Raw genomic sequence first — 26,340 nt, forward strand, 5'->3', positions numbered from 1 at the left:
CTGATGGAGCCGTTCGTCGGCAACGACTATCGCAAGCGCGTGCTCGCCGCGGTCGAGAAACGCGGGGGGCCCGGCGAATCCGATTCGTTCGAACTGTACGACATCCCGATCGGCGAGGCCGAGCGCCTCGACGACGACGCCGTCGCCGTTCGACTCGACGAGGTGTGGGCGTTCTGGCAGAAGCAACGCGACCACCCGAAGTACCGCATCCTGGTGGCGCGACTCGTGGCCGAACACGACGAACGGTCGGCGCCGTTGCGGCACAAGACCGGTCGGATCGCCGAGGCACGGGCGGTGAGCTCCCGACGCGAATTCCGCGATCAGCAGCGGTTCGAACTCCTCGACAACGCGATCGCGCGCCTCAACGAGCGGTACGGCGGGATCCCGAGATCCAAGCGCGCCGGACTCGACGAGATCGGCGCGATGGGCGGGCTCGATCCGGCGGAGATCGCCACCCGGTTGCGGCGTCACCGCATCGTCGACGATGCACCGCCCGCGCCCGCCGCCCCGACGCCGCCGCGGGTGACCTTGACCGCGCAGCGACGTGCCCAGATCGGCGACCTGCTCGCCGAATTCGACCGACTCCGCGACGGCGACCCCACCCCGACCCTGCTGACCCTGTTGCACCTCGACACCGACGCCGCCGCCGACCGCGGTGTCATCGAGTCGCGGGCGGTCGCGCTGGGCGAACGCGCCCGCGAGCTCGCCCCCGGCCGATTCCGCGGCGTCCTCGACGAACTGCTCGTCCACGTGCACGACGTCCTGCTCGCCGATCCCGCACTGGCGCAGGAGTATCGGCAGTCGGTCATCGACACGGTGACCGACCACCTACGGCCGCGGGTCCGGGCTGCGGTCCTGGTCGAGGACGAACTCGGCGCGCAGGACCACGAGTACCTGCTCGACGAGGCCCGAGCCCGCGGGCTGGGCTCGCGGGACGCGCGCACCGTGATCACCGAACTCGCCCTCGAATTCGGCGCGACTTCGCCGGGTGACCCACCTCCACCGGCCGGCCCACCTCTGCCGGCCGAGCCTGTCGAGGTCCCGCCGAAGAGACTGTGGGAGAACGATCTCCGCACCGCCCGCGCCGCCCTGCGGGACGGTCTGCCGGTCCGCGCGCGTGCGTCGGTCGCGGACGCGCGCGCCTCGGCCGGCGACGACGGCGAGGCGCTCCGGCAGATCGCCGCGGTCGCCGACGAGGTCGAGCGGGTCATCGGCCAGGCGGTGACGGATGCGCGCCGGGCGCGAGACCTGGCCGAGGAGAAGCGGCATGTCGCGGCAGTCGAACTGCTGGAGGACATACTTCGGCGGGCCCGGGACATCGACCTGCTCCCCGACGCGGGCGGTCGCCTCGACGAGCGGCTCGAACAGTCGCGCGACGTCGTCGCCCGGGCCGACCAGACCGCGCGGGCGGCGTCGACGGGAGACCCGGCGAGCCTGTCCGCCGCGGCCGAGATGCGGCGTCAGATCGTGGATCACGGAGCGCTCAACAGGTCGGCCGCCGATGTCACCGTGGACCCGCCGCGAAACGTCCGGTCCGTCGCCGAGGGTGGCGCGATCACCGTCTCGTGGGATCCCTCCACGACGGAGTCGGTGACCTACCGCGTGGTGCGCATCGGATTCGACGGGTCGACCCGGACGCTCGGCCGCACCACGGCGACCGAACTGTCCGACGGCAGCGCACCCGACCCGGTCGCACCGGTCTACGAGGTCACCGCACTCCGCGCCGGGCACCGGTCCGAGCCGGCCCGCACCGACTCCACGTCCGCCCCGTCCGCCGATTCGGCGAGCGCGGCGCCGGTGCACCCGACCACACCTCGGCCCGACGATCCGCCACCGATCACCGCGGTCCGTGTGGAGGGCGACACCGTGCGCTTCGACTGGCCGGCCGGTGTCACCGAGGCCATGGTCGTCATTCGCCCGGATGCCGCTCCGGATCATCCCGCGGACCCGGCGGCGGTCGCGTCGAAGGTCACCAACACCCGCTATCAGATCGACGACGGTTACCCGATCCCGCCGAACGTCCCACGTCCGTGCCATGTCGCGGTGGCCAGCTGCCGCCGAAACCCGCAGGGAAAGCTCGACGTCGCGTCGGTGTTCGGTCCGTCCGCGCGGGCTCAGGCGCCGGCAACGGGCGCCGCCCGGTGACGGTGGTCCACTACGCTGGGCCCCAACACCTGCGGCGAGTGTCTTTCGCCGTGCGATGACTGGACCAGACGATGTCACCGACGACGAGATGAGGAACCGAGATGGGGATCGATTACACCAAGCGTCCGAAGGCGCAGCCACCGCAGCCGCCTGCCCAGCCCCCCTCCGCGCCCGCCGGTTACGGCCAGCAGCCCCCCGCCCCGGCGGGTTACGGCCAGCAGCCGCCCGCCCAACCGGTCTCGCTGTCGAAGATCACCCTCACCAAGTCCGCGCCGAGCATCTCGCTGAGCAAGCAGGGTGCGACCACCGGCCAGGTGCGCGTCAACCTGAGCTGGACCTCGAATTCGAAGGGCGGCGGACTCTTTCGCAAGGCGCAGGGCATCGACCTGGACCTGGCCTGCCTCTGGGAGTTCACCGACGGCAGCAAGGGCATCGTCCAGGCCCTGGGCAACTCGTTCCGTGCTCCTCGTGACGGACAGCCGATCATCTATCTCGACGGCGACGATCGATCGGGCTCCGGCGGCGAGAACATGTACATCGACCTCGCCGCGACCAACCGGATCCGGCGAATCCTGATCTTCGCCTACATCTACGAGGGCACACCCAACTGGGCCGGCGCCAACGGCGTCGTCACCCTGTTCCCGGCCAACGGCCCGGAGATCGAGGTCCGGCTCGACGAGGCGGATCAGTCGGCACTCTCCTGTGCGATCGCACTGTTCGAGAACCGCGGCGGCGAACTGGTCCTCAACCGCGAGGTGCGCTACATCCGTGGGGCGCAGGACAAGGTCGACGAGGCGTACGGCTGGGGCATGAACTGGCGCGGCGCACGCAAGTAGCCGAGGACTTCGCCATGACCGCAACCACTCTGGCCGGTGTCGTCGCCGGCCTCGCCGACGGATCACTCCGCGTCGTCGACCTGACCACCCCGTTGAGCGCGTCGACGCCGGCGCTGCGGCTCCCCGCCCCGTTCGCGAACCTGATCGACTTCAGTCTCGAAGAGGTCAGCGCCTACAACGAGCCGGGACCGTACTGGCGGCACAACAACATCCACACCGGCGAGCACATCGGCACCCATCTCGACGCCCCGATCCACTGGATCAGCGGACGCGACGGCGACGACGTGTCACAGATCCCGGTGCAGCGCCTTATCGGGCCCGCGGCGGTCCTCGACCTGACCCGGGAGGTCGCCGACGACCCGGATCACCTGTTGACCGTCGCCGAGGTCGAGGCCTGGGAAGGCGACCACGGGCGGCTCACCGCCGGTACCTGGCTGCTGCTCCGGACCGGCTGGGAGTCGCGCGGTGGCTCCGAAGCCGAGTTCCTCAACGCCGACGAGACCGGGTCGCACACTCCCGGGGTCTCGGTGGAGTGCGCGCAATGGTTGGCCACCGAACGCGAGATCACCGGCCTGGGCGTCGAAACCGTCGGCGTCGACGCCGGTCTCGCCGGTGGCTTCGATCCCGCGTTCCCCGTGCACTACCACTTCCTGGGCAACGACAAGTACGGGCTCACCTCCCTGCGCAACCTGGGTTCGCTTCCGCCCACCGGTGCGGTGATCGTGGTGAGCCCCCTGCCGATCGTCGGGGGCACCGGCAGTCCGTCGCGCGTGCTGGCGATCGTCGAGGGCTGATGGAGGCACCCGACCGCTACGGCCCGACGGTCGCCGACGTGGCGGGCCGGGTACTCGCGGATCTCGGTGTCGGCCACGCGTTCGGTGTGGTCGGCAGCGGGAACTTCGTCCTCACCAACGCCCTTCGCGAGGGTGGGGTGCCGTTCGCCGCCGCCCGTCACGAGGGCGGGGCGGCGAGCATGGCCGACGCCTACGCGCGGATGTCGGGACGCGTGGGCGTGCTGTCGGTCCACCAGGGCTGCGGACTGACCAACGCGATGACCGGCATCGCCGAGGCGGCCAAGAGCCGGACACCGATGATCGTGCTGACCGCCGACTCGCCTGCGTCGGCGCTGCGGTCGAACTTCCGTATCGACCAGGAGGCCCTCGCCGCGAGCGTCGGCGCCGTGAACGACCGCGTCTACGGACCGGGCACCGTGGTGGCGGACGTGACCCGTGCCGTCCGGACCGCAGTGACACAGCGCCGAACCGTGGTGCTCCACGTCGCGATCGACATCGCCTCGGCCGCAGCGGATTTCGACGGTCCCACGAAGCTCTCCGTCGCGGCGCCGCGGGTCCGGCCGGAGGCCCGGTCGGTGGCGCGTCTGGCCGACGCCATCCGCGCCGCGCGGCGTCCGGTCTTCGTCGCGGGACGGGGTGCGCGCGCCGCCGGACCGGAGATCGCGGCGCTGGCCGAAGTATCCGGTGCGCTGGTCGCGACGTCGGCGGTGGCGAACGGCCTGTTCGCGGGAAACCCGTTCTCTCTGGGCATCTCCGGCGGCTTCTCCTCGCCCACCTCGGCCGAACTGATCGCCGGTGCCGATCTCATCGTCGGATGGGGTTGCGCCCTGAACATGTGGACGATGCGACACGGCCGACTCATCGGTGCCGACACCACGGTGGCTCAGGTCGACGTCGACATCGACGCCATCGGCGCACATCGCTCGGTCGATCTCGGTGTGGTCGGCGACTGTGCCGCGACCGCCGCCGACGTGCTCGCGGCCCTGCCGCCGGACACCCCCGCACCTGTCGGTTATCGATCCGCCGACGTCGCCGCCCGGATCGCCGAATCGTCGCGGTGGCAGGATGTCCCCGTCACAGGCGAGGTGACTCCCGGTCGGGTCGACCCGCGGGCGCTGACGATCGCGCTCGACGAGATCCTCCCGGCGGAGCGCATCGTGTCGATCGACTCCGGGAACTTCATGGGGTATCCGTCGACCCATCTGTCCGTGCCCGACGAATACGGGTTCTGCTTCACCCAGGCCTTCCAGTCGATCGGACTCGGCCTCGGGACCGCCATCGGCGCGGCCTTCGCCCAACCTGGCCGGCTGCCGGTCCTCGGCACCGGTGACGGCGGATTCCTCATGGCCATCGCCGAATTGGAGACTGCCGTCCGACTCGCACTGCCGCTGGTGGTCATCGTCTACAACGACTCCGCCTACGGCGCCGAGGTACACCACTTCGGGAACGCCGACATGACGACGGTGACCTTCCCGGAGGTCGACATCGCCGCGATCGCCCGCGGCCACGGCGCCACGGGCGTCACGGTCACCGGACTCGACGACCTCGACGAGGTCCGGAACTGGGTCGGGTCGCTGCCCTCCCCCGAACCGTCGGGGCCACTGGTCATCGACGCCAAGATCACCGACGACGGCGGCTCGTGGTGGCTCGCCGAGGCGTTCGCGGGGCACTGACCCTGCCTGGCGGGCCCGTTTCACACTGTGGAGTTGTCAAAGGTCGTGTGGCATCAGCCCCACCGCGCCGGTCGATGATCCACGCGCATTGTCTCGGTAGCCTCGTGGCTGTGCGTAGCTTCCTCAGTGCCCTGCTGACACTTGTCGCGATTGCGGCGACCGTCCTCGCCGTTCCGTCCTTCTGGCTGGATCAGCGCATCGTCGACCAGGCGGGATTCGTCTCGACGGTCGGGCCGATGGCAGAGAACCAGAAGGTCAAGGATTACCTGGCGGACGAGATCGCCGCACAGGCGACCGCCCGGACCGATCTGCCCATCGCGGGCGCGCTCGTACGGCCACTCGCGGGCCGCTACACCGAGAGCGAACAGTTCCAGCAGGACTTCGCCGACGTCGTCGGGCAGCAGCACGCGTTCCTCTTCGAGGAGCCCGCGCCGGGCTCGGACACCTCGGTGATGCAGCTCGACATCACCGCCATGATCAACCGTGCCCTGAACCTGTCCGGCGGCAACGCGATCCAGGGCCCGGTCGTCGTGGAACTGACCAACGGCGCCTCGGGTCTCGAGGCGGGCCGATACGCCGAGGTCGGTGGCCAGATCACCCTGCTCGCCTGGGGATCAGCCGCGGTCGCCGTCATCTCGGCGGTGCTGGCTCTGCTGATCGCACGACGCCGCGGAACCGTGTTCGCGTGGCTCGGACTCGGCGTGGTCGCGGCCGGTGTCTCGACCTGGGCCATGGGCCTGTTCTTCGCCGACCGCGCCAAACAGGAGGTCGCCGGTGCGGAGAGCTCGGGCCGGCAGGTGGCCGAGCTCATCATCGACGGCGCGTACGACGACGTCACCCGTGTCGCCCTCATCGTCGGCGGGGTGGGCGTCGCCATGTTCGCCCTCGGGATCCTGGGGCGATTGATCTCCGGGCGGCGCTGAACTGCTCGGGCCGCTACTCCCCGATCACGTCTGCGGCGCGGCCGACGATCAGCGGGTCGGGCGTACCCACGAACGACTCGTTCTTGCCGTCGTAGTCGAACAGACTCAGCACGTGACGCATGGCGTTGATCCGCGCCCGCTTCTTGTCGTTGGACTTCACCACTGTCCACGGTGCGTGGTCGGTGTCGGTGGCGGCGAACATCGCCTCCTTGGCCTCGGTGTAGGCATCCCACTTGTCGAGCGACGCCAGGTCCATCGGTGACAGCTTCCACTGCCGCACGGGATCGATCTGACGGATGGCGAACCGGGTCCGCTGCTCGAGCGGGGTGACCGAGAACCAGAACTTGACCAAGTTGATCCCGTCGTCGACGAGCATCTTCTCGAACGCCGGGACCTGTGCGACGAACTGGGTGTACTGCTGCGGGCTGCAGAATCCCATCACCCGCTCGACGCCGGCACGGTTGTACCAGGAGCGATCGAAGAACACCATCTCACCGCCGGCGGGCAGGTGCTGGACATAGCGCTGGAAGTACCACTCGGTGGCCTCGCGTTCACTGGGCTTCTCCAGTGCAATGGTGCGGGCACCGCGCGGGTTGAGATGTTCGTTGAAGCGTTTGATGGTGCCGCCCTTGCCCGCGGCGTCGCGACCTTCGAAGACCAGCAGGTGCCGCTGCCCGGTCTGTTTGGACCACTTCTGCAGTTTCAGGAGCTCGATCTGCAGGCGCCGCTTGGTGACCTCGTACTCGCGGCGACTCATCCGCTCCTCGTACGGATAGTCCTCGCGCCAGGTGTCGACGACGTTGCGCTCGGGCAGGGTGAGCAGAACCGGGTCGTCGTCATCGTCGTCGTTGACCGTGAAGTGGGTGGTGTCGTGGAGGTCGACGAGCTGCTGGAGCGCTTCGCGGCCGTTCAGCACGCTGAAGTCGGGGCCGATCTGGGTGTCGGGACTGTGAAGGTCGGTCACTCCACAACGATAGGACGAAGGGACGAACGACGCCCGACGCTCCGGTTAACGACCGTCGCGCCGGGCGTGTTCTGTCTCTCAGATCTCGTCTGCTGCGGTTCAGTTCCGCAGGTCGATCGAACCGGAGTGCAGGCAGGCCTTGCCGGTGCTGGTGTCGAACGCGGCTGCGAAACCACCGCTGCACCGGGCACCTTCGGGGCCGGCGTAGGCCTCGCCACCCCAGCCACCGACCGCGACGGTGGTGCCGCCCCGGCGCGCCTGCGCGACGGACAGCGCGCTCGGCCCGGTCGTGACCGAGTAGGCGTTGCCCCGGCTGTTGGCACCGGCGAGAGCCGTCGAACCCGGTTGCAGGTTGTACGCCGCAGCGTTTCCGCCGTTGTCCGACACCGAGATCGCGGTGCCGCCGCCGCTGCGTTCATCGGCGGTAGCGCTACTGCCGAGTCCGGCCTTCGCGCCGCATCCGCTCCGTCCCTCGACCCGCTCGACCTGGTGACCGTTCGACACCGAGCAATGCGTCGACGCCGAGGAGACCCCTTCGCCCGACAGCCCGGCGAAACCGACACATCCGGCGATCCCCGCCGCCAGGACCAGGCCGCGAACGGCAAACTTCTTGATTCTCAACTGCTTTGGCCTCCATTGATCGGGCGCCCGGTAGGGAACGCCCTCAGCGTACAGGGGCCGGCGCCGGGGAGGAGTCGATCGACCCGTCACGTCCGGGTCACGATCGCCCTCAGGCCGCCGCGCGCTTCTCCACTTCAGCGGTGAGCCCCTTACGGGCGGTGTCCACGGCCATCTTCTGGGCGCGTTTCACGATGAGCCCGGGCAGCTTGATCTTCAGCTCGACGGCGAGATCGAACCGGACCCGGGCCCCCTTGTCGGTCTCGGTGACCGTGTATTTGCCGTGCTGTTCGCTCAGCTGATTCGATTCGATGAGGTGCCACTCGCACGAGTTGGGAGTCCACTCGTAGGTGCACGTCTGTTCGTCGGAGATGCCCGCCGCGGTGACGACCATTCGCACCTTCTCGGGCGTGCCGTCGTCGTGACTGGTCAGGATCTCGGCTTCCTTGTGCGGGCCCGACCACTCCGGCAGGGACTCGATGTCCATGAGCACTTCCATCACCACCGAGACCGGGGCGGCGACGTCGAATTCGATGTTCGCTGAGACAGCCATGCGCAGAACCTACCGCGCGCCCGTGCCGCCGATGCAACGAACCGTCGACGACGTGTCGACCCGCGGCGGAGTCGCCTGGGATGACAGCGATCAGCTCTCGCGGTCGACCAGGTTGACCGGCCACGCCTCGTCGGGGATGTCGCGTAGAGAGCAGGCCTGGTCGACCGCGGTGAACCAGCCACGAAAGTGCATGATCTCGCCGATGACCGGGTTGCGAACGGTCGCGTCGCACCGGAAGCGATCCCGTTTCTCGTCCCACCCCTCGATGTACTTCATCTGAGCGGTGAACAGCCCTTTCATCCCGACCTTGGGTCCGCGCCCGAGCCAGCGCATCGGCCCACTCTCCAGCAGCAACTCGCCGGACCGCGTCACCGACGGCTCGATGGGATACAGGAACTCCGGGCCGTCGCCGAAGTAGTCGACCAGGCCCGTTCGCCCGGCGACGAGCAGTGAGTTCAGCTTGCGGGGGCCGGTCGTGTACTGGAAGTTCCGCAACACCGCGAGCGACTCGCGCCCGAGCTCGTCGGAATAGCAGTAGTACCCCTGGGTGAACGGCACCATCCGGCTCGTCTTCGAGGGCAGCGCGTTGCGTTTGGCGTAGTGCCACAGCGCGGGCGGCGGCAACGCGGAGGAGATGTACACCGACTCGTAGATCCCGCTACAGATCTGGGCGACACCGGATGTCGAGTCGATGCCGTAGCGCCATGCGACGTTGGGATGCAGGCGGTCGAAGTCCGAACCCAGCGCATGCCGGAAGACCGGCGTCATGGCGTCATCCTCCCGAGATCACCCAGCCATCCGGGCCGGCGCAGACGATGAACAGGCGCAGGCCAGGCGTCACCCCACGGTGACGACATGGTGAACCTACTAACGGAGCACACGCGTGTCCAACGTCTCAGCCCTATCGGTGCCGATCGACCGCGGCGTCACACAGGCTCGCCAGTTCGGCGATGACGCGATCGAGGGGTTCGACGCTGCGCCGTGTCTGGCACAGTCCGACCGCTCCCTCGACCGCCGCGATGATGAGATTGGCCAGTGAGTCGGCACGGTCGCTGTCGACGCCGTCGACCACCAGCCGCGCGGTGACCAGGTCGGCCCAGCGCTGCAGGATCTCGGCGGAGGCGTCCGCCACCGCGGGTTCGCTGCGGCGGGCGAGTCCGCCGGCGAGGACCGGGCACCCGAACTGGAAATCGGTGTTGACCAGCAGACGCCGCCACACTCCGCCGATCTCGCGCACCGTGTCGGCCGGGGTCATCGTGGTCGGGCGCCCGATGCGCTCGGCGATGAACTCGCCGGCGTACCGGACCGCCTCGGTCATCAGCTGGGTCTTGCCGCCCGGGAAATGGTGGTAGATGGACCCGCGAGGTGCGGAACTCGCGGAGATGACGTCGCCGATCGACGTGGCGGCCACGCCGTCGCGACCGATCAGGTCGGCCGCGTGCACGACCATGCGTTCACGCGGGCCCCGGTCGTCCGCGCCGGTGACCACGGACTCGGCGGGATGTGACGCCATGCAGCAACAACTCCTATGCCGACCCTCATATATCTGATGTCCTGCGCCAGCATACAGAGCATCCGCCGAGGTCATCGCCCCCGCGATGAACCCACCCGGATATGCACACCTTCATAATCACTGTCGAGTATGCAACCATGCATAGTCATGACGACCACCGACGCACCCACCGACCCCACCGCGATGTCCGGACTCGACCTACTGCGCGCCTGGCAGGCCGACGGCGCGGGCTCCGACCGTCCGAGCATCGGCCGCCTCCTGGGCATGGTCCCCAAGCAGATCGACGAGGGCGCGGTCACCTTCGCCGTGACCCCGCAGCCCGACTTCGCCAACCCCCTCGGCACCGTCCACGGCGGCATCTGTGCCACGCTGCTGGACTCGGTGATGGGGTGTGCCGTGCACACCACGCTGCCCGCCGGCGTCGGCTACACGACCCTGGAGCTGAAGGTGAACTACATCCGCTCGGTCGCCGTCGACGCCGGAGAGCTGACCGGCGTGGGCACCGTCATCCACGCCGGCCGCACCACCGCGACCGCCGAGGGCAAGGTGTTCGCCGCCGACGGCAAGCTCGTGGCACATGGAACCACCACCTGCATCGTGTTCCGGTAGCCCGCAGGCCGGTCAGTCCGTGCGCGCAGCCGCGATGATCCCGGTGATGTCCTCGTCTCTCATCCCGAAGCCGGCGAGGCGACCGAGCGGGATCGACGCGAGCATCCGTGCCATGTCGACACCCAGCGCGTCGTTCCCGGCACTCATCAGCGGGTTGTTCTCGGCCAACTCCGCGAGCGCCTGCGCCGCAGCCGGATTCGCCAGGACCTCGCCCAGGGTCGAGTTCTCGTCGATCGGGAGGACCACGTCGTCTCCGGTGATCTCGACGGTCGTGATCAGCCGGATGTCGCGGCTCGACGCGCCGACCTGGATCGCGTACTCACCCGTCTCGACGATCCAGCGATCGACCCGGGTGTCCCAGTACGCGAGGTCGTTTCGGTCGATCGTGACCGACACGGTCTCGGACTCGCCGGGCTCGAGGTCGCGGGTGACCGCGAAACCTGCCAGCTCATGCGGCGGACGACCGACGCGTGAGTCCGGCTTCGACGTGTAGATCTGGACCACCTCGCGACCGGCGCGGGGTCCGGTGTTCGTGACCGTCACCTCGACGATCACTCCGTCGACGTCCGAATCCTCCGTTGCGACAGAGAGGCCCGAGTGCTCGAACGTCGTGTAGGACAACCCGTGCCCGAACGGGTACGCCACCTCGAGGTCCCGCGCGTCGTACCAGCGGTAGCCGACGTGAATCCCCTCGCCGTACCGGATGTGGGAGTTCTCGTTCGGGAAGTTGAGGTAAGCCGGCGCGTCCTGCAACCTGACCGGCACGGTCTCGGTGAGCCGCCCCGACGGGTTGACCACGCCGACGAGCACGTCGGCGATGGCCCCACCCCCGGCCTGGCCGAGGAGCGCACCGTCGAGGACCGCGGGGGCCGCGGCGATCGCTTCGAGGCGGAGGACTCCACCGTGGGCGAGCACGACCACGGTGCGGGGTTGCACCGCGAGGATTCGGGTCAGCAGCTCGATCTGATCCGATGGCAGTTCGATGTCGTCGCGGTCGAAGCCCTCCGACTCCTGCGACGCCGCCAGTCCCAGGAACAGGACGGCGACATCGGCCTCGGCCGCGGCGGCGATCGCCTCGGCCGCATCCACCGGCGCATCGTCGGTGGAGAAGCCAGGGGCGTAGGTCACCGTGTGACCGGCCGCCCGGATCTCGTCCACCGGCACATCGAGGCGCGTCGGATTCACGTGTGAGCTGCCCCCGCCCTGATACCGGGGTTCGCGCGCGAACTCGCCGATGACCGCGACAGATTGCCCGGAACCCAGTGGGAGAACGCCGCCCTCGTTCTTCAGCAGGACGATGGACCGCCCCGCCGCCTCCCGGGCGAGGCGGTGGTGCAAGTCGGGATCGACCACGACTCGGCCCGCGCGACCGGCACCGGCCCGCTCGGCGAGCTTGCGTACCGCCCACGCCGATCGGTCCACGGCCGCCGCGTCAAGGCGCCCGTCCTCGACGGCGTCGACGATCTGCGCGTCGGTCCGCCCGCCGGACCCCGGCATCTCGAGATCGAGTCCGGCCGCGACCGCACGGACGCGATCGGCGACGGCACCCCAGTCGGAGACCACCACACCGTCGAAGCCCCACTCGCCGCGCAGCAGGTCGGTGAGGAGCCAGTGGTTCTCCGATGCCGGGATGCCGTTGATGCGGTTGTAGGAACACATCACGGTCCAGGGATCGGCCGAGCGGATGATGTGCGCGAAGGCGCGGAGGTAGATCTCGCGCATCGGCCGGGGATCGACGTCCGAACTCGACCGCATCCGGTCGTCCTCGGCATTGTTCAGCGCGAAGTGTTTGGGCGATGTCCCGACCCCGATGCTCTGAACACCCTCGATCCACGCCGCGCCGAGCCGGCCGGTGACGAACGGGTCCTCAGAAAAGTACTCGAAGTTCCTGCCGCACCGCGGATCTCGTTTGATGTTCACTCCCGGACCGAGCAGAATGTCGACGCCGAGACCGCGGGCCTCCCGTCCGAGCGCTTCGCCGACACGACGGATCAGCCCGACATCCCAACTCTGGCCGAGGCCGACTGCGGGCGGAAAGCAGGTGGCGGGTTCGCTGCCGGCGAGGCCGAGGTGATCGGTCGCGCCGGTCTGTTTGCGGACCCCGTGCGGGCCGTCGGTGAGAGTGAGCGCGGGAATCGAACCCACCGCTTTCGTGGTCCAGAAATCGGCGCCGCTGCCGAGGGCGGCCTTCTGGGACAAGCTCAGTTCGCTCATCCCAAGACACTACCGACGAACGTCAGGCGCTCAGCTCGACCCGGGACAGTACACCGTGTACTCCCACTGGGTGCCCTCTTCCGGACCGGTCACCCGCACGACGACGGAGGATTCGGTGCCCCGCGGCACGACGACCCGGGCGCTACCCGTGCCCTGGTTGCGATTGTCACCGACGTACCCGGTGTTGTGAATCAGTCTGCCCTGGTAAAACACTCGGATCTCATCGGGCTGATCGAGCGTTTCGTACCGCAGGGTGAAGCGGGTGGGCCCCGGCCGGCCCAACATGTACCGCGTCTCCGTGACGCCCTGGCCTCCGGATCGCGTCTCCTCGTCACACTGCTGAACTCGCGGCGGCTGCACGCCTCCACCGATGCTCCCGACGAAGTCGAGATCCCGGAGATCCACACCGTCGAGGCTGCCGTAGTCGAGGTCGCGGGGATCTGCACCCTCGAGACTTCCGGAGTCGACCGACCCGCCCGGCTCCGCCCGTGCGTCCGGGGAGTCTGTCGTCGCGCCGATCGCGCTTCCGACGATCAGAACGGAGATCAACAACGACCGTGCCATAACTCCTGCGCGCATGGATCTCCGTAGTTCGGTAGAGAGGGTTCGCCCGACGCTATCGATCGGCACGAGTCGGCGGTATCCCCTCACCGGAGGAATCGGCACCGGCACTCGCACACTGCCGAGCTCATCGAACCCGCCTGCCTCACCCGTCGAGGTAGCGGTCGCGGAGGGCCTGCTGGTCCCGGACATCCAGGCCCAGCGCCTCGCCGAAGTAGCCCTCGATCCCGCCGTACCGCTTGTCCACCTCGTCGAACGCCGCGTCGAGGTAACCGGCGTCCACGCCCAGCACGCCGACGAGCAGTTCGGGATCGCCCCCCGCCGCGGCGAACCCGTCGAAGATGTGCTCGAGCGACGGGATCAGCCGCTCGTTGGTGAGGAGGTAGTCGCGGTAGACATCGTCCCTCGGAACCCCGAGCAGGGTCAGCAGAGATGCTGCCGCCCAACCGGTTCGATCCTTGCCGGTGGTGCAGTGCACGAGGGCCGGCGTCGTCGCCTCGTCGAGAAGTCCGCGGAAGAACTCGGTGTACGCGGCCGTCGCGCTGGGAAGGGTGATCATCTCGCGGTAGGTCCCGGAGATCATCTCGCGCGCCTTGCCGCCGGACAGCATCTCGCCGGCCTCCGCGACGACGACAGGGTCGGCGAGCACCGCGCCGATGTTCGCCGGAATCGACATCTGTGCGTCGGCGAGCACGTCGAGAGCGATGTTCGACGCACCGGGCAGAACCGGGTCCGGAATGGCTGCGCTCTCGTGCGCCGACCGGAGATCGTAGACGGTCGAGAGACCCAGAGCTTCCAGCGCAGGCACGTCGGCGGTGTCGAGGGCGGAGAAGTCCGTCGAACGGAACAGGACGCCGGATCGGACCGTCCGGCCGTCGGCGGTGCGCCAGCCGCCGAGATCGCGCAGGTTGGGCAGGCTCGGGATGGGGCTCGGCGCACCGGGGGTCGCAGTCACGGTCACATCGTGACAGATCTCGGGCCGCTCAGTCGGTGAGCGCGCGTTCGAGCATCGGCCACGACTTCACGAGCTGATCCTGCCAGTACGGCCAGGCGTGCGTACCGGGCGTGTAGTCGACGGTCGCGGGGATGCCGAGCTGGGTGAGCCGGCGGTCGAGATTGAGCGTGCACTGATGGGTGGCGGCCTCGATCGCGCCGCCGACCGCGATCTGATCGATGTAGATCGTGGTCTTGCCGTCGATTCCCTGGCTCTGCAACTGGTCGTGCGGTCCGGGGACACCCGTGCCGGTGCTGATGTAGATCGCCTTGCCGCGCAGCTTGTAGGCATTGACGACCGGGTCGTGGGCACGCCATCCCGGAGAGCCGACCGGCCCCCAGATGTTGGCGATGTCGCCACCGCCGCGGCCCTCGACGACCGCTCGGATGGCCAGCCGACCCAGGTTCGTGCTCGTCTCCGCGCATCCGCTGTAGGACGCGACAGCCCGGTAGAGCTGAGGTGCGGACTCGGCCAGACTCAACGACGATGTTCCCGCCATCGAGATCCCCGCGATCGCATTCACCCCGGTGGTCTTCAGCTTTTCGTCGATGAGCGGCGGTAATTCGCTGGTCAGAAAGGTTGTCCATTTGTTTCGCCCGAGCACCGGATCGACTTTCACCCAGTCGGTGTAATAGCTGTAGGCACCGCGCATCGGCACGACCACATTCACATTCTTGTCGGCGACGAAATCGACGATGTCGGTTTGCTCGAACCAGTGGCCGGTACCCTCCCCGCCACCCGCACCGTTCAGCAGATACAGCGTCGGACGGGGCTTCGATCGATCCGCGGGCACGAGCACGCGCACCGGGACATCTCGTTTCATCGAAGGCGAATGCACCGACAGGTCGAGCACCCGGCCGTCGGCCACTGCCCGGGCCAACGCCTGCGCCCGCGTCGACCCGCTTCCCGGTTCCGCAGACGCCAGTGACGGAATGGCCAGAGCGACAACGAGAGCAACGATCGAGACCGTCGTGGCGACCAGGCGTCGGCGGAGAGCACCATCCGCTGCGGACATCACAGTCCCTTCACATCACTACGACCGCGCCGTCGTCTCGACAACGGAATTCACACGTGCAGATATCGATCCGAATACGTTTCACCATACGCATCGGGCGGAAATGCGTCCGCGAATACACGGTCGGGCACCCTTGCCGTTCACCTTCAGCACGAGCGCGGTATAGCCACGGTTGGAGTCATTTTCACGATGCCAAATCTCGCGTGACCGGAACATATCCCGTCTGAGCAGCCATTCTCGCTCCCGCGACGCCCATTTCGGATGTCCGCGATGTCGACTCCGCGCATTTCGGCCGGCTCGTGCACTGCCGGGCGTCACGATCATCCGCCCGAGATTCGGTCGATCGGACGACAGCGCTCAGCCCGGGATCACTCACTGCATCACTGCTACGGGAAACAGTGTGCGCGGGTTCTGTAGCAGTGCCGGCGGGGTGACCGACGTCCGCTCGAGCGTGCCGGTCCATCGGACGCGACGGCGGTGCGGGGTGAGCGTCGCGGCGCGCGTCGAGAACTCGTAGTCGCTGACCACCTCGCCCCGCGCCAGCACGTCCGGGTCGGCCGGGTCGACCACGGCGACCTGGTCCCCCACCTTCACGTCGGCGACGAAGGACGCGAGCACGCGCAGGTCCTTCCCCGGCCGACGCCCCGGGCTGCACTCTTTCAGCAGCGTCCGCAGGCTCGCGTCGGCGCCCGACGACGCGTCGGCATCGATGCCGGACTCGGTGCCGAACCCGACGATGCGTCGCCGCCGGAACTCGGTGTACTGGTCCTCGGACGTGGCGCGGACGATCCACACCGTGCGGGTCGGCTCGTCCAGCTCGTGGGTGTCGGCGACCGGCGGATCGGGCCAGAAGTACGGCAGTTCGTCGTCGACGTCGGCGAACACGGAGCCGTAGAAGTCCGGCGCCTTACGGAGCAGCGCGGAACGATGGCTGCGATGGAGCCGGTCGTCGCCCAGCCACGCGGGCATCAGGCCCTGCGCGGCCAGCTCGGACTGGGCCCGGCCCACCACGTCGGGCGCGAAACTCGGCGATCATCGGCGCGGTGCTGTCCGCACGTCCTTCGCCGGTCCACACATCGACGAACGCGAGCCCGTACGCGACCAGCGCCGGGGTGTGCCCGCGCCACATCGTGACCGCGGGATGGCTGGACCAGCCGTAGTCGAACAATTCGAGCGCCCGCAGGATCTGCAACGTCTCCACCCGCTGCTTGCCGAGCCGCGCGGGGTCGAGGACCTCCGCGGAGCGTCGGAAATCCGGGTAGGGCAGGAACGTCTGCATGGCGTTTGTGTACCCACTGCAACCGGGCACTCACACGTCAACGTGCCGGGGGGCTACCCACACACCGTTCAGAAAGGCGGTGGGTTGGCGGCGTTCCACGCGTCGGTGTCGCGACGGTGGGTGGTGGTGCGGGCGGTTCGCTGGCCGGCGAGTGTGCTGCGTGCCGGATGATCGGGTGGGCGGCCGGGTACGAGATACCCGAAGAGGTCGCGGCCGTTGAACGCGTTGCCGATGAAGGTGTGTCCGGTTGGGGACTGGAACCAGGCGGTCAAGTACTCGTCTTGGTAGTCGCGCCACATGCCGAAGGTCTTGATGCGGTGGTGGAACCGGCACAGCGGTTTGAGGTTGCGCTGGGTGGTGGCGCCACCGGTCGAGGGTGAGTGGTGGTCGAACGGGGTGGTGTGGTCGAGATCGGTGGTCCACACCGGCTGATTGCAGCCGGGGAACGTGCAGCACAGCTCGCCGCAGCGCACCAGGTTCTGGAGTTTGCGGCTCGGGGTGTAGCGGGACCCGGCATCGGCAGTGGGATCGGAGGCGTGGCCGTTTGGTCGGGTACGGCCGGTGGTGACAAAGGAGCGTTGCGCGTCGACGAGGAGCGAGCGCATGCTGTCGGCGTCGATCAGTCCGTGGCCGTCGAGGAAGCCGGGGTCGTCGTCGAGGCCGAGCAACGTCGACAGGTTCACCACGATGTGGAACATGGGCACCGGCCGGTGCGGTCCGGTGGCGGTCGGTTGGGCCGGTTCGGGTGCCGGGGCCGATTCGGGTGCTTCCGCACGGGGGTCGTCGGCTTCGACTGTTGGTGAGCCGCTGTCCAACTCGGCGTCGGTGTCGGTGTCGTCGAGGTCGGATGCCGGTTGGGGTGCGCATCGTGGGCAGCGGCAAGCCAGTGTGTCGAGGTGGGCGGCGAGGGCGATCATCGCGTCGACGCGTCGCTGACTTTTGTTGCGGGGGTCGTCGGGGTGCACGGAGGCGGCCATCGCGTTGAGTTGCGCGTTGAGTTCGGCGGCGTCGGTGACCGGGAGGGTGCCGGTGATGCGGGATTGGCCGGGGTGGAACCGGTCGGGCCCGATGGTGATGTTGCGGTCGGCGTCGGCGCGTTCACGGCGGTGGCGCACTGCGTCGGGAGCAAGCCTCGCGACGATGGCGTCGACCAGGGCGGTGAACTGGGTTGTCGACATCGGTGGGCGGGCCAGGATCGCCTCGGCGAGATGGGCATCGACGACCTGCATGTCGGCGTCGGGCACGTAGTCGGTGCGTTTCATGGCGATGGTGAAGCGTCGCTGGTCGATACGTCCGCACGCGAGGGTGTTACCGGTCAACATGAGTCGGTAGCGCAAGACATCGCCGGTGCGGATGAGGCCACGGGCTTCGGCGGCGGGAATCATCAGTGCCGCAACGAGTTCGGCGGTGGCTTGGTCGAAACCATCGGGCCCGTACTCGACATAGGGGTCGATCCCGGCGGCGGCCTCGGCCGCGCGTCGATGCAGTTCGTCTGCCGAGGAGGCTTGCCCGTCGCGGTGCTCGGTACGGCGCTGCTGGTAGTCGAGTTCGCGTTCCTCGTGCAGCAGGCTTGCCGCGGTGAGGAGTCGGTAAGTGGCGGCGGAGGTGATCGACGCGCAGTGAGTGATGACATCTACCAGCTCGGTGGCCGACAGTTCGACATCGGAAAGCGCTGTAGGCAAGGAGAACTCGGCCTCGGGACTTTCACCCGAGACACCTGCGCTCTCACCCCCGAACTGCATGACACCAAGATACGACCAACCACCGACAAGAATCCCCGACCGCTCAGACGATTCCGAAACTCACTCCAGCACAGGCTCCGACGGTTCGGTTTCGGCCTCCGGCAGCGCGCACACACCATCGACGCAGACAGCCGCGTCAGCGTCCCCGACCATCTCGAAAGGCACGAGCGGTTCAGACACGATCGCCCGCCTCGGCGCGTACCTTGTCGAGAGCTTGCGTGAAGATCTCCGGCGCCTGCGCCCCGGAGACTCCGTACTTGCCGTTGATCACGAAGAAGGGCACTCCACTGATTCCGTACGCGCGCGCCTGGTCGATGTCGGCCGCGACCGCCGGCGCGTAAGCGCCCGAGTCCAGCGCCGCGATGACCTCGTCGCGATCGAGGCCGATGTCCGCGGCCAGATCAGCGAGTTCGTCGGGACGGCCGACGTGACGACCCTCCTCGAAGTAGGCCTTGAACAACCGCTCCACCAGATCGAGTTGTCGGCCACGCTCTTTCGCGAAGTGCAGCGCCTCATGCGCCTTCAGGGTCATGGTGTGCTGGAGGCTGTCGAAGTCGTAGTCGAGACCCACCTCGGCGGCGATCCCGGTCACCTGCTCGAGCATGCCCTCGACCTGCTGGGCAGGCATGCCCTTGTGCCGGACCAGGAAGTCCACCTCGGACCCGTCGAAGTCGACCGGCGTGTCGGGCGCGAGCTCGAAGCTGTGATACGTCACCTCGACGTCGTCACGCCCGGCGAACTCGGCGAGACCCGCCTCGAACTTGCGCTTGCCGATGTAGCACCACGGGCAGGCGATGTCGGACCAGATGTCGACGGTGATGGGAGCACTCATGGCCGTCTCAACATCGCCGTGACGGAAATCGTTCCCCACGGCGCCGAGCGCCTGTCCAGCGGCCGGGGCTCCTGAATCGTCGACTCACCCACCCTGCTTCACAGGTGTTCAGAAGGGTGGTGGGTTGGCGGTGTCCCACGCGTCGAGTTCACGACGGCGGGTGGTGGTGCGGGTGTCTCGCTGTTCGGCGAGGTGGCTGCGGGCGGGGTGGTCCGGTGGTTGCCTGGGGACGAGGTAACCGAACAGATCGCGGCCGTTGAAGGCGTTGCCGACGAAGGTGTGTCCGGTGGGGGATCGGAACCATGCGGTGCAGTACTCGTCCTGGTAGTCCCGCCACATCCCGAACGTCTTGATCCGGTGATGGAAACGACACAGCGGCTTGAGGTTCCGTTGTGTGGTGGCACCACCAGTGGTGGGTGTGTGGTGGTCGAACGGGATGGTGTGGTCGAGGTCTGCCTCCCACACCGGTTGCGTACACCCGGGAAAGGTGCAGCACAGTTCTCCGCACCGCACCAGGGTCTGGAGTTTGCGACTCGGGGTGTAGCGGGATTCGCCTGGCTGCTGCGGCTGACCGGTGATGAAGGACCGGCGGGCACCGTCGACCAGCGATCGCATGGTGTCGGCGTCGAGCAGCCCGTGGCGGTCGAGGAACCCCGGGTCCTGATCGAGGCCGAGCAGCGTCGACAGGTTCACCACGATGTGGAAGGTCGGTGCCGGGGCGTGGCCGGTGACCGCCGACGGTGTGGCCGAATCCGCCGACGCCGCGGTCGTGTCAGCGCCGTCGGCTGGGGTGGTGTCGTCGTCGAGGTCGACCGGTTCGGGTGGAGGTGCGCAGTGTGGGCAGCGGCAGGCCAGCACGTCGAGGTGTGCGGCCAACGCGAGCAGTGCGTCGATGCGTCGTTGCCGTTTGGTGCGTGGGTCGTGAGGGTGCACGGAGGCGGCCATCGCGTTGAGTTGGGCATCGAGGGTGGCGGCGTCGGTGACGGGCAGGCTGCCGCTGATGCGGGACTGGCCCGGACCGAACCGGTCGGGTCCGATGGTGATGTGGCGGTCGTCGCCGGCGCGTTCGCGGCGGCGGCGCACCGCATCCGGTGCGTGTGTGGCGACGATCGCATCGACCATGGTGGTGAACTGGGTCGTCGACATCGGTGGGCGCGCGAGAATCGCTTCGGCCAGATGGGCATCGACGGCCTGCATGTCGGCGTCGGACACGAAGTCGGTGCGCTTGACCGCGATCTCGAACCGCTTCTGGTCGATCCGGCCACACGCCAGGGTGCTACCGGTCAGCATCAACCGGTACCGCAGGACGTCACCTGTACGGATGAGGTCGCGGGCCTGTGCCGCGGTGATCATCAGGGCTGCACCGAGTTCGGCGGTGGCCTGATCGAACCCGTCGGGACCGAACTGCGCGTAGGGGTCGATACCGGCGGCGGCGTCGGCGGCTCGGCGGTGGAGGTCGTCTTCGGAGAAGACCTGTCCGTCATGGTGTTCGGTGCGGCGGAGGTGGTAGTCGAGTTCGCGTTCCTCGTGCAGCAGACTCGCCGCCGTCAGCAGTCGATACGAGGCTGCGGAGGTGATCGACGCGCAGTGGGTGATCACATCGACGAGCTCGGTGGCCGACAACTCGTTGTCGACAACCACTGCAGGCAACGACGATTCGACCCCGGACTCCTCACCCGAGATATCTGCGCCGCCGCCCCCGAACTGCATAGATCAAACATACGTGCGACCACCGACAAGAATTGCCGACCGTCAGTCGGCCGGACCTCCCCGGCGGCAATGCCTGGGTGGGACGCTGATCACCGTCACGGGCAGCGTGGCGACGCTCCGATTCCAGGGTAAGCAGAACGCAGCGCTCAGCGCTGACGAGCCGACGCATTTCCGATCGCGACTGTGGTGTCATTGACCAGTGGAACTGCGACCGTGCGAAACTCCTCGAGCAGCGGCCTGGATCGTAAACTCCCAGGAGCCTTGGCAGGACTTGACCGCTTTCGGCACTCCAGGGTTCGAGGCCTACGCGCGATTGCGGTTCATGCCCGACCCCGACGGACAAGACTTCGCCGCGGGTCCGGACGATCCCACGGATCAGGCCAAAGTTGGTCGTCTCTGCGAGTTGTTGCACTCTGCGACCGGCACTCCGGACGACTGTTACTTCGCAATCTGGGAGGGATGGCCTGATACCTCGACGGTTATGCGCCGGAGCGCCCGAATGATCATCCCCAACCGGTCCTACTACCTCCTGCACGGCCCGCTATCCGACTTCGGACGCTGGGGCGTGCGAGAGACGGGGCACAACCCGGCATCGTTCGTGTGGCCAGCCGATCACGCGTGGTGCATCGCCTCCGACGTTGACGCCCACTGGGCGGGCATCGGTGCGAATGCGGAGACCATCCCAGACCTACTGACCCACACAGACCTCGACATCGTTACCGCTGACCCCGAATCAGGTGCGCCCGCCGAGTACGCCGCGCCCACTCGATACTTCACTCGGCCGGACGACCACAAGTGATGTAACACCCTGCGAGTCAACAGTTTCGAAGACACAGGGCTGTTCTTATGAACAGTCGGGTGGTGGTGCAGGTGGGTAACGAGGAAATTTTCCTAGTCGAGCTTCGAACTGACCTGAGAGGGCCGGAGCTCAGCGACGCGATCCGTCGAGCTGTTTTGCAGCAAGCCGGTGACGCAGGGGCGGTCTCCATCGGTGACATGTTTGTGACAGGCAGCATCCTCCTTGACGAGGATACGATTCAGCACTCCGTCCGGGTTCGCCTCTTCTTCGGAGGGCCACACGCACGTCGACGCCGCTGAACACTTCGCACCGCGACGGAACCTATCGGCCGATCTGATCGCACCGGCCCAACGGGCCAGGTCGCGCACCGAGCAGGGGCGCATCGCCCCTGTCCGAAAGCTCACCCCCGAGGCTCATCTCGCACCCCGGGCGCGATGGCGCGCATCCACACCTCGCGGATCGCCACACCGATGAGAATCAACACGAGGGAAACGGTGCCGTGTGGGTAGACCTCATCGACCGCGCCGGGGGTTGCGAGCACAAAGAGGCCCAGCGCTACGAAAGGCGCTGCGACCGTGATGATGCCGGCGATGAGGCGACGGGCTGCGAGCGCATCGACGATAGCGGCGATCACGACCGCCACGAATGCGGCGAGCGCGTATACGGCCGGATCCTGCCACCACTCCGGGCCAGACGACCTCATGAGATCGACATAGCCTGCGACGGTGGTGGGAGTGTAGATCGTCCAACCGTAAGACCTGCCTACGAAAGAAGCGTCGACCGCGACATACTCCGTCATCCACCAGGTGATTCCGCTTGCAAACAGCGCGGCGACAACGAACACCCACCACATGACGTGACCGACAGTCCTGGCGGTGAACAACACACGCTTTCGTGTCATGGCTGCAACTATGCGGCAGATTCTGCGTCGTAGCGCGTTTCACAACGCCGAAGGCCGGCCACCCGTGCGGGTGACCGGCCTTCGGTTGTTGCTGCGTGAGCAGACGCGGGGATCTGATCAGGAGATCAGAAGCTCATCCCTGACGGAGTCAGGTCAGAATCCCATCCCGCCCATCTCGTCGCCGCCCGGCATGGCCGGGGCAGCGTTCTTCTCGGGCTTGTCGGCGACGACGGCCTCGGTGGTGAGGAACAGAGCCGCGATCGAGGCTGCGTTCTGCAGCGCCGAGCGGGTGACCTTCACCGGGTCGTTGATGCCGGCCTTGAGGAGGTCCTCGTACACACCGGTGGCGGCGTTCAGGCCGGTGCCGGTGGGCGAGTTCAGGACCTTGTCGGCGACGACGCCCGGCTCGAGCCCGGCGTTGATCGCGATCTGCTTGGCCGGAGCCGACAGCGCGACCTTGACGATGTTGGCGCCGGTGGCCTCGTCACCCTCGAGCGAGAGTGCGTCGATGGCCGGCTCCGACTGCAGCAGGGCCACGCCACCGCCGGCGACGATGCCCTCTTCGACAGCAGCCTTCGCGTTGCGGACAGCGTCCTCGATGCGGTGCTTGCGCTCCTTGAGCTCGACCTCGGTGGCCGCGCCCGCCTTGATGACCGCAACACCGCCGGCCAGCTTGGCCAGACGCTCCTGCAGCTTCTCACGGTCGTAGTCGGAGTCGCTGTTCTCGATCTCGCCGCGGATCTGGGCCACGCGACCGGCGATGGCGTCGGGATCGCCCGAGCCCTCGACGATGGTGGTCTCGTCCTTGGTCACGACGACCTTGCGTGCGGTACCGAGCAGCTCGACGCCCGCACCCTCGAGCGAGAGGCCGACCTCTTCGCTGATGACCTCGCCACCGGTGAGGATGGCGATGTCGGCCAGCATGGCCTTGCGGCGGTCACCGAAGCCCGGGGCCTTGACGGCGACGGACTTGAAGGTGCCCTTGAGCTTGTTGACGACGAGGGTCGACAGGGCTTCGCCCTCGACGTCCTCGGCGATGATCAGCAGCGGCTTGCCGGCCTGGATGACCTTCTCCAGCAGCGGCAGCAGGTCCTTGATGGTCGAGACCTTGCCCGAGACCAGCAGGATGTACGGGTCGTCGAGGACGGCTTCCTGGCGGTCGGCGTCGGTGACGAAGTAACCCGAGATGTAGCCCTTGTCGAAGCGCATGCCCTCGGTGAGCTCGAGCTGCAGGCCGAAGGTGTTGGACTCCTCGACCGTGATGACGCCTTCCTTGCCGACCTTGTCCATCGCCTCGGCAATGAGCTCGCCGATCGAGGGGTCGCCTGCCGAGATACCGGCGGTGGCAGCGATCTGCTCCTTGGTCTCGACCTCCTTGGCGCTCTTCAGCAGCGACTCGGTGACGGCCTCGACGGCCTTCTCGATGCCGCGCTTCAGACCCAGCGGGTTGGCGCCGGCAGCGACGTTGCGCAGACCCTCACGGACGAGAGCCTGGGCCAGAACGGTGGCGGTGGTGGTGCCATCGCCCGCGACGTCGTCGGTCTTCTTGGCGACTTCCTTGACCAGCTCGGCGCCGATCTTCTCGTACGGGTCCTCCAGCTCGATCTCCTTGGCGATGGACACACCATCGTTGGTGATCGTGGGGGCGCCCCACTTCTTTTCCAGGACGACGTTGCGACCCTTGGGTCCCAACGTCACCTTGACGGCGTCGGCAAGGCTGTTGAGGCCCCGCTCGAGGCCGCGACGGGCCTCTTCGTCGAACGCAATTTGCTTGGCCATGGGTAAGTGATCCTCCGAAGGGGGTGACACTAGGTTCGTATGGCCGGAACTCGGTGCCCGCGACGGACGACCGGTGTGTCATTCGGTACCGGCCTCACCGTCCCGACCTGGCACTCACAGTCCGTGAGTGCCAACCTCGTTTTTAGCACTCGACCACTGCGAGTGCAAGGCTGCCGCCGGCGTCCGTTCGCCGGCATGGTCGAGCGCGGTACCCCTGGCTACGTTGGTGGCATGGCACTCGCGTCCAGGGCGTTCCGATTCGGCGTCAACATGCTCGCCGTCGACACCACTGCCTCATGGCGGTCTCGTGCACGTTCCGTCGAAGAGCTCGGATACGACGTCCTCCTCGTCCCCGACCATCTGGGCATCCCGAGCCCGTGGCCCGCGCTGGCGGTCGCAGCCACCGCGACCCAACGGCTGCGCGTGGGCCCGTTCGTCCTCAACGCCGCGTTCACCAATCCGGCGCTGCTCGCCCGCGACGTGGCCACCGTCGACCAACTGTCCGACGGTCGGGTGGAGCTCGGCCTCGGTACCGGGTACGTCCGGGCGGAGTTCGACGCAGCCGGGATCGAATTCCGGTCCGCGGGGCGACGCGTCGACCATCTGGCGGTGACCGTCTCGCAGGTGACCGAACTCCTCGCCGACCGGGATCACCGGCCGCGTCCCGTGCAGCCGCGGGTACCGCTCCTGCTCGGCGGCAACGGCGACCGGGTGCTGCGGATGGCCGCCGAGCACGCGGACGTCGTCGGATTCACGGCGGCCCGGACGGGTCCCGACGGCGATCTGGAACCGCTGTCGGCAGCCGACTTCGACGAACGGGTGGCGTTCGCCCGCGCCGCCGCAGGCGAACGCGCCCCGGACGTCGAATGGAATCTGCTGATGCAGATCGTCGAGGTGACCGACGACGCGACGACGGTGGCCGAGGAGCTGATCGCACGACACGAACTGTCGATGAGTGCCCAGGAGTTCATCGACCTGCCGTCGGTGCTCATCGGATCCGTCTCCGACATCGCCGCACGCCTCGTCGAACTCCGCGCCCGAACCGGCATCAGCTATCTCACCGTGCTCGAACCGGCACTCGAGACGTTCGCCCCGGTGATCTCGGAACTGCGTGCCGTCGACGCGTGAGCGCCGGCCCCGGCATCATTCAGCCCGCCGATCATCGTCGAACCCACCTGACGACGAGTGACCGATCCGGATAGGGTCGTCGGGTGGAATTCCTGCTGATCGTCATCGTGGCGCTGCTGGCGATCATCGCGGTGGTCGTCATCTTCAACTTCCTGGGCAATCGCAAGGCCCGCGAGGCCGAGCAGGACGCCCTGCGTGAGCGGACCTACCGGCCCGGCGACCCGTTCTCGTCGGCCGACGACGATTCCGTCTTCGGCGATCCCCGTGATCTGAAACCCGGCGACCTCGTCGAGCTGCGCGGTCAGACCTACGCGGTCCGCGGCACGCTGCGCCTGACGCAGGACGGGTACACCTGGACGGAGAACTTCCTGGACACCGGGGTCGGGTCGAAGGCCTGGATCTCGGTCGAGGACGATCCCGACCTCGAGGTGGTGCTGTGGCACGAGGTGCCCGGGGCGACCGTCACGCCGGGCGCCGACACCGTCGAACTCGAGGGACGTCGATACCGGTCCGAGGAAGCGGGTTCCGCGCGCTTCACCTCCGCGGGCACCACCGGGGTCGCGGCGTCGGGCCGGATGGCCTACCACGATTACCAGGCCGGCCCCGACCGCCTGTCGTTCGAGGACTACGGCAGCGGCTGGGAGTGCGCTCGCGGCGAACTGCTGGCACGCGCGGACTACCGCATCTATCCCAGCAACCCGGCTCCGGAGACGCCCTGACGGCCCTCACCGCCGTCCACCCGACCCAGACGTCCTGAG

The 26,340-nt window shown here is 67.9% G+C and carries 25 protein-coding genes; 9 read left to right on the top strand and 16 right to left on the bottom strand.

The features are described 5' to 3' along the window. Positions 1-3: 3 nt before the first annotated feature. The 5 genes from MHN80_RS20150 to MHN80_RS20170 all read left to right on the top strand — a co-directional run bounded on the left by MHN80_RS20150 (position 4) and on the right by MHN80_RS20170 (position 6,371). Positions 4-2,145 (top strand): Ig-like domain repeat protein, encoded by a 2,142-nt coding sequence (locus MHN80_RS20150; RefSeq protein ID WP_239403410.1) that lies wholly within the window; start codon positions 4-6, stop codon positions 2,143-2,145. Between the two features lie 101 nt (positions 2,146-2,246). Next, positions 2,247-2,981, top strand: a complete 735-nt coding sequence (locus MHN80_RS20155; RefSeq protein ID WP_081908916.1) for a tellurium resistance protein — start codon at positions 2,247-2,249, stop codon at positions 2,979-2,981. A 14-nt stretch (positions 2,982-2,995) separates the two neighbouring features. After that, the gene (locus tag MHN80_RS20160) at positions 2,996-3,775 is read left to right on the top strand and encodes a cyclase family protein (RefSeq protein WP_239403411.1); all 780 of its coding nucleotides are present in this window, start codon (positions 2,996-2,998) and stop codon (positions 3,773-3,775) included. Next, a complete protein-coding gene (locus tag MHN80_RS20165; protein WP_239403412.1) occupies positions 3,775-5,448 on the top strand; it encodes a thiamine pyrophosphate-binding protein in 1,674 nt (557 codons plus the stop codon). Before MHN80_RS20160 ends, MHN80_RS20165 begins: the two co-directional genes overlap by 1 nt. A gap of 110 nt (positions 5,449-5,558) precedes the next feature. Beyond that, positions 5,559-6,371: a hypothetical protein gene (locus MHN80_RS20170; protein WP_239403413.1), complete on the top strand. Its 813-nt coding sequence runs from the start codon at positions 5,559-5,561 to the stop codon at positions 6,369-6,371. Positions 6,372-6,384: 13 nt separating this feature from the next. Here the strand turns inward: MHN80_RS20170 and ppk2 are convergent, their stop codons facing one another. The 5 genes from ppk2 to MHN80_RS20195 all read right to left on the bottom strand — a co-directional run bounded on the left by ppk2 (position 6,385) and on the right by MHN80_RS20195 (position 10,019). Continuing rightward, positions 6,385-7,335 carry a polyphosphate kinase 2 gene (ppk2, locus tag MHN80_RS20175; protein WP_064569191.1) on the bottom strand — a complete coding sequence of 317 codons (951 nt, stop codon included), beginning with the start codon at positions 7,333-7,335 and terminating at the stop codon, positions 6,385-6,387. Between the two features lie 99 nt (positions 7,336-7,434). After that, on the bottom strand, positions 7,435-7,956 hold the full coding sequence (locus MHN80_RS20180) for a DUF6764 family protein (RefSeq protein WP_064569192.1): 522 nt from the start codon (positions 7,954-7,956) through the stop codon (positions 7,435-7,437). 109 nt (positions 7,957-8,065) lie between these two features. After that, positions 8,066-8,506, bottom strand: coding sequence for an SRPBCC family protein (locus MHN80_RS20185; RefSeq protein WP_004018990.1), 441 nt, complete (start codon positions 8,504-8,506; stop codon positions 8,066-8,068). A 90-nt stretch (positions 8,507-8,596) separates the two neighbouring features. Beyond that, on the bottom strand, positions 8,597-9,274 hold the full coding sequence (locus MHN80_RS20190) for a DUF4166 domain-containing protein (protein ID WP_004018991.1): 678 nt from the start codon (positions 9,272-9,274) through the stop codon (positions 8,597-8,599). A 133-nt stretch (positions 9,275-9,407) separates the two neighbouring features. Next, a complete protein-coding gene (locus MHN80_RS20195; RefSeq protein WP_101822189.1) occupies positions 9,408-10,019 on the bottom strand; it encodes a TetR/AcrR family transcriptional regulator in 612 nt (203 codons plus the stop codon). A 129-nt stretch (positions 10,020-10,148) separates the two neighbouring features. On the opposite strand from MHN80_RS20195, the gene MHN80_RS20200 reads away from it, so the two are divergent. Further along, positions 10,149-10,628: a PaaI family thioesterase gene (locus MHN80_RS20200; RefSeq protein ID WP_239403414.1), complete on the top strand. Its 480-nt coding sequence runs from the start codon at positions 10,149-10,151 to the stop codon at positions 10,626-10,628. A 12-nt stretch (positions 10,629-10,640) separates the two neighbouring features. Here MHN80_RS20200 and MHN80_RS20205 read toward each other — a convergent pair whose 3' ends face one another. From MHN80_RS20205 to MHN80_RS20240, 9 genes are all read right to left on the bottom strand, one after another. Then, positions 10,641-12,842, bottom strand: coding sequence for a glycoside hydrolase family 3 C-terminal domain-containing protein (locus MHN80_RS20205; RefSeq protein ID WP_239403415.1), 2,202 nt, complete (start codon positions 12,840-12,842; stop codon positions 10,641-10,643). Between the two features lie 30 nt (positions 12,843-12,872). Beyond that, entirely contained in the window at positions 12,873-13,421 is a 549-nt protein-coding gene (locus MHN80_RS20210) for a hypothetical protein (RefSeq protein WP_239403416.1), read from the bottom strand. A 127-nt stretch (positions 13,422-13,548) separates the two neighbouring features. Then, positions 13,549-14,358 carry a tyrosine-protein phosphatase gene (locus MHN80_RS20215; RefSeq protein WP_239403417.1) on the bottom strand — a complete coding sequence of 270 codons (810 nt, stop codon included), beginning with the start codon at positions 14,356-14,358 and terminating at the stop codon, positions 13,549-13,551. A 28-nt stretch (positions 14,359-14,386) separates the two neighbouring features. Further along, positions 14,387-15,412 (bottom strand): alpha/beta hydrolase family protein, encoded by a 1,026-nt coding sequence (locus MHN80_RS20220; protein WP_064569194.1) that lies wholly within the window; start codon positions 15,410-15,412, stop codon positions 14,387-14,389. 372 nt (positions 15,413-15,784) lie between these two features. Further along, a complete protein-coding gene (locus MHN80_RS25825; protein WP_308219789.1) occupies positions 15,785-16,381 on the bottom strand; it encodes a hypothetical protein in 597 nt (198 codons plus the stop codon). Next, on the bottom strand, positions 16,320-16,691 hold the full coding sequence (locus MHN80_RS20225; RefSeq protein ID WP_308219790.1) for an MSMEG_6728 family protein: 372 nt from the start codon (positions 16,689-16,691) through the stop codon (positions 16,320-16,322). The genes MHN80_RS25825 and MHN80_RS20225 overlap by 62 nt, the downstream gene beginning before the upstream one ends. A gap of 68 nt (positions 16,692-16,759) precedes the next feature. Then, positions 16,760-18,433 (bottom strand): HNH endonuclease signature motif containing protein, encoded by a 1,674-nt coding sequence (locus tag MHN80_RS20230; protein ID WP_239403418.1) that lies wholly within the window; start codon positions 18,431-18,433, stop codon positions 16,760-16,762. A 172-nt stretch (positions 18,434-18,605) separates the two neighbouring features. Beyond that, positions 18,606-19,265, bottom strand: a complete 660-nt coding sequence (locus MHN80_RS20235; RefSeq protein WP_239403419.1) for a DsbA family protein — start codon at positions 19,263-19,265, stop codon at positions 18,606-18,608. A gap of 108 nt (positions 19,266-19,373) precedes the next feature. Continuing rightward, entirely contained in the window at positions 19,374-20,975 is a 1,602-nt protein-coding gene (locus MHN80_RS20240; RefSeq protein ID WP_239403420.1) for an HNH endonuclease signature motif containing protein, read from the bottom strand. A 499-nt stretch (positions 20,976-21,474) separates the two neighbouring features. On the opposite strand from MHN80_RS20240, the gene MHN80_RS20245 reads away from it, so the two are divergent. Further along, positions 21,475-21,774 (top strand): hypothetical protein, encoded by a 300-nt coding sequence (locus tag MHN80_RS20245; protein ID WP_239403421.1) that lies wholly within the window; start codon positions 21,475-21,477, stop codon positions 21,772-21,774. Positions 21,775-22,174: 400 nt separating this feature from the next. Here the strand turns inward: MHN80_RS20245 and MHN80_RS20250 are convergent, their stop codons facing one another. After that, entirely contained in the window at positions 22,175-22,675 is a 501-nt protein-coding gene (locus tag MHN80_RS20250; RefSeq protein ID WP_239403422.1) for a hypothetical protein, read from the bottom strand. A 153-nt stretch (positions 22,676-22,828) separates the two neighbouring features. After that, positions 22,829-24,454 (bottom strand): chaperonin GroEL, encoded by a 1,626-nt coding sequence (groL, locus tag MHN80_RS20255; RefSeq protein ID WP_004022854.1) that lies wholly within the window; start codon positions 24,452-24,454, stop codon positions 22,829-22,831. A 231-nt stretch (positions 24,455-24,685) separates the two neighbouring features. Between groL and MHN80_RS20260 the strand changes: the two genes are divergently transcribed. Beyond that, complete coding sequence (locus tag MHN80_RS20260; RefSeq protein ID WP_239403423.1) at positions 24,686-25,582, top strand: TIGR03621 family F420-dependent LLM class oxidoreductase; 897 nt, start codon at positions 24,686-24,688, stop codon at positions 25,580-25,582. Positions 25,583-25,665: 83 nt separating this feature from the next. After that, the gene (locus tag MHN80_RS20265; protein ID WP_004022852.1) at positions 25,666-26,301 is read left to right on the top strand and encodes a DUF4178 domain-containing protein; all 636 of its coding nucleotides are present in this window, start codon (positions 25,666-25,668) and stop codon (positions 26,299-26,301) included. The last annotated feature ends 39 nt before the right edge of the window (positions 26,302-26,340 follow it).

The organism is Gordonia sp. McavH-238-E, assembly GCF_022348225.1.
Classification (GTDB): Bacteria; Actinomycetota; Actinomycetes; order Mycobacteriales; family Mycobacteriaceae; genus Gordonia; species Gordonia terrae.

What these genes read in the sequence shown, in the direction of transcription:
- MHN80_RS20150 (WP_239403410.1), top strand. Translation starts at nt 4, where the DNA reads ATGGAGCCGTTCGTCGGCAACGACTATCGCAAGCGCGTGCTCGCCGCG.
- MHN80_RS20155 (WP_081908916.1), top strand. Translation starts at nt 2,247, where the DNA reads ATGGGGATCGATTACACCAAGCGTCCGAAGGCGCAGCCACCGCAGCCG.
- MHN80_RS20160 (WP_239403411.1), top strand. Translation starts at nt 2,996, where the DNA reads ATGACCGCAACCACTCTGGCCGGTGTCGTCGCCGGCCTCGCCGACGGA.
- MHN80_RS20165 (WP_239403412.1), top strand. Translation starts at nt 3,775, where the DNA reads ATGGAGGCACCCGACCGCTACGGCCCGACGGTCGCCGACGTGGCGGGC.
- MHN80_RS20185 (WP_004018990.1), bottom strand. Translation starts at nt 8,506, where the DNA reads ATGGCTGTCTCAGCGAACATCGAATTCGACGTCGCCGCCCCGGTCTCG.
- MHN80_RS20190 (WP_004018991.1), bottom strand. Translation starts at nt 9,274, where the DNA reads ATGACGCCGGTCTTCCGGCATGCGCTGGGTTCGGACTTCGACCGCCTG.
- MHN80_RS20195 (WP_101822189.1), bottom strand. Translation starts at nt 10,019, where the DNA reads ATGGCGTCACATCCCGCCGAGTCCGTGGTCACCGGCGCGGACGACCGG.
- MHN80_RS20200 (WP_239403414.1), top strand. Translation starts at nt 10,149, where the DNA reads ATGCAACCATGCATAGTCATGACGACCACCGACGCACCCACCGACCCC.
- MHN80_RS20205 (WP_239403415.1), bottom strand. Translation starts at nt 12,842, where the DNA reads ATGAGCGAACTGAGCTTGTCCCAGAAGGCCGCCCTCGGCAGCGGCGCC.
- MHN80_RS20210 (WP_239403416.1), bottom strand. Translation starts at nt 13,421, where the DNA reads ATGCGCGCAGGAGTTATGGCACGGTCGTTGTTGATCTCCGTTCTGATC.
- MHN80_RS20220 (WP_064569194.1), bottom strand. Translation starts at nt 15,412, where the DNA reads ATGTCCGCAGCGGATGGTGCTCTCCGCCGACGCCTGGTCGCCACGACG.
- MHN80_RS25825 (WP_308219789.1), bottom strand. Translation starts at nt 16,381, where the DNA reads ATGCCCGCGTGGCTGGGCGACGACCGGCTCCATCGCAGCCATCGTTCC.
- MHN80_RS20225 (WP_308219790.1), bottom strand. Translation starts at nt 16,691, where the DNA reads ATGCAGACGTTCCTGCCCTACCCGGATTTCCGACGCTCCGCGGAGGTC.
- MHN80_RS20230 (WP_239403418.1), bottom strand. Translation starts at nt 18,433, where the DNA reads ATGCAGTTCGGGGGTGAGAGCGCAGGTGTCTCGGGTGAAAGTCCCGAG.
- MHN80_RS20235 (WP_239403419.1), bottom strand. Translation starts at nt 19,265, where the DNA reads ATGAGTGCTCCCATCACCGTCGACATCTGGTCCGACATCGCCTGCCCG.
- MHN80_RS20240 (WP_239403420.1), bottom strand. Translation starts at nt 20,975, where the DNA reads ATGCAGTTCGGGGGCGGCGGCGCAGATATCTCGGGTGAGGAGTCCGGG.
- MHN80_RS20245 (WP_239403421.1), top strand. Translation starts at nt 21,475, where the DNA reads ATGATCATCCCCAACCGGTCCTACTACCTCCTGCACGGCCCGCTATCC.
- MHN80_RS20250 (WP_239403422.1), bottom strand. Translation starts at nt 22,675, where the DNA reads ATGACACGAAAGCGTGTGTTGTTCACCGCCAGGACTGTCGGTCACGTC.
- groL (WP_004022854.1), bottom strand. Translation starts at nt 24,454, where the DNA reads ATGGCCAAGCAAATTGCGTTCGACGAAGAGGCCCGTCGCGGCCTCGAG.
- MHN80_RS20260 (WP_239403423.1), top strand. Translation starts at nt 24,686, where the DNA reads ATGGCACTCGCGTCCAGGGCGTTCCGATTCGGCGTCAACATGCTCGCC.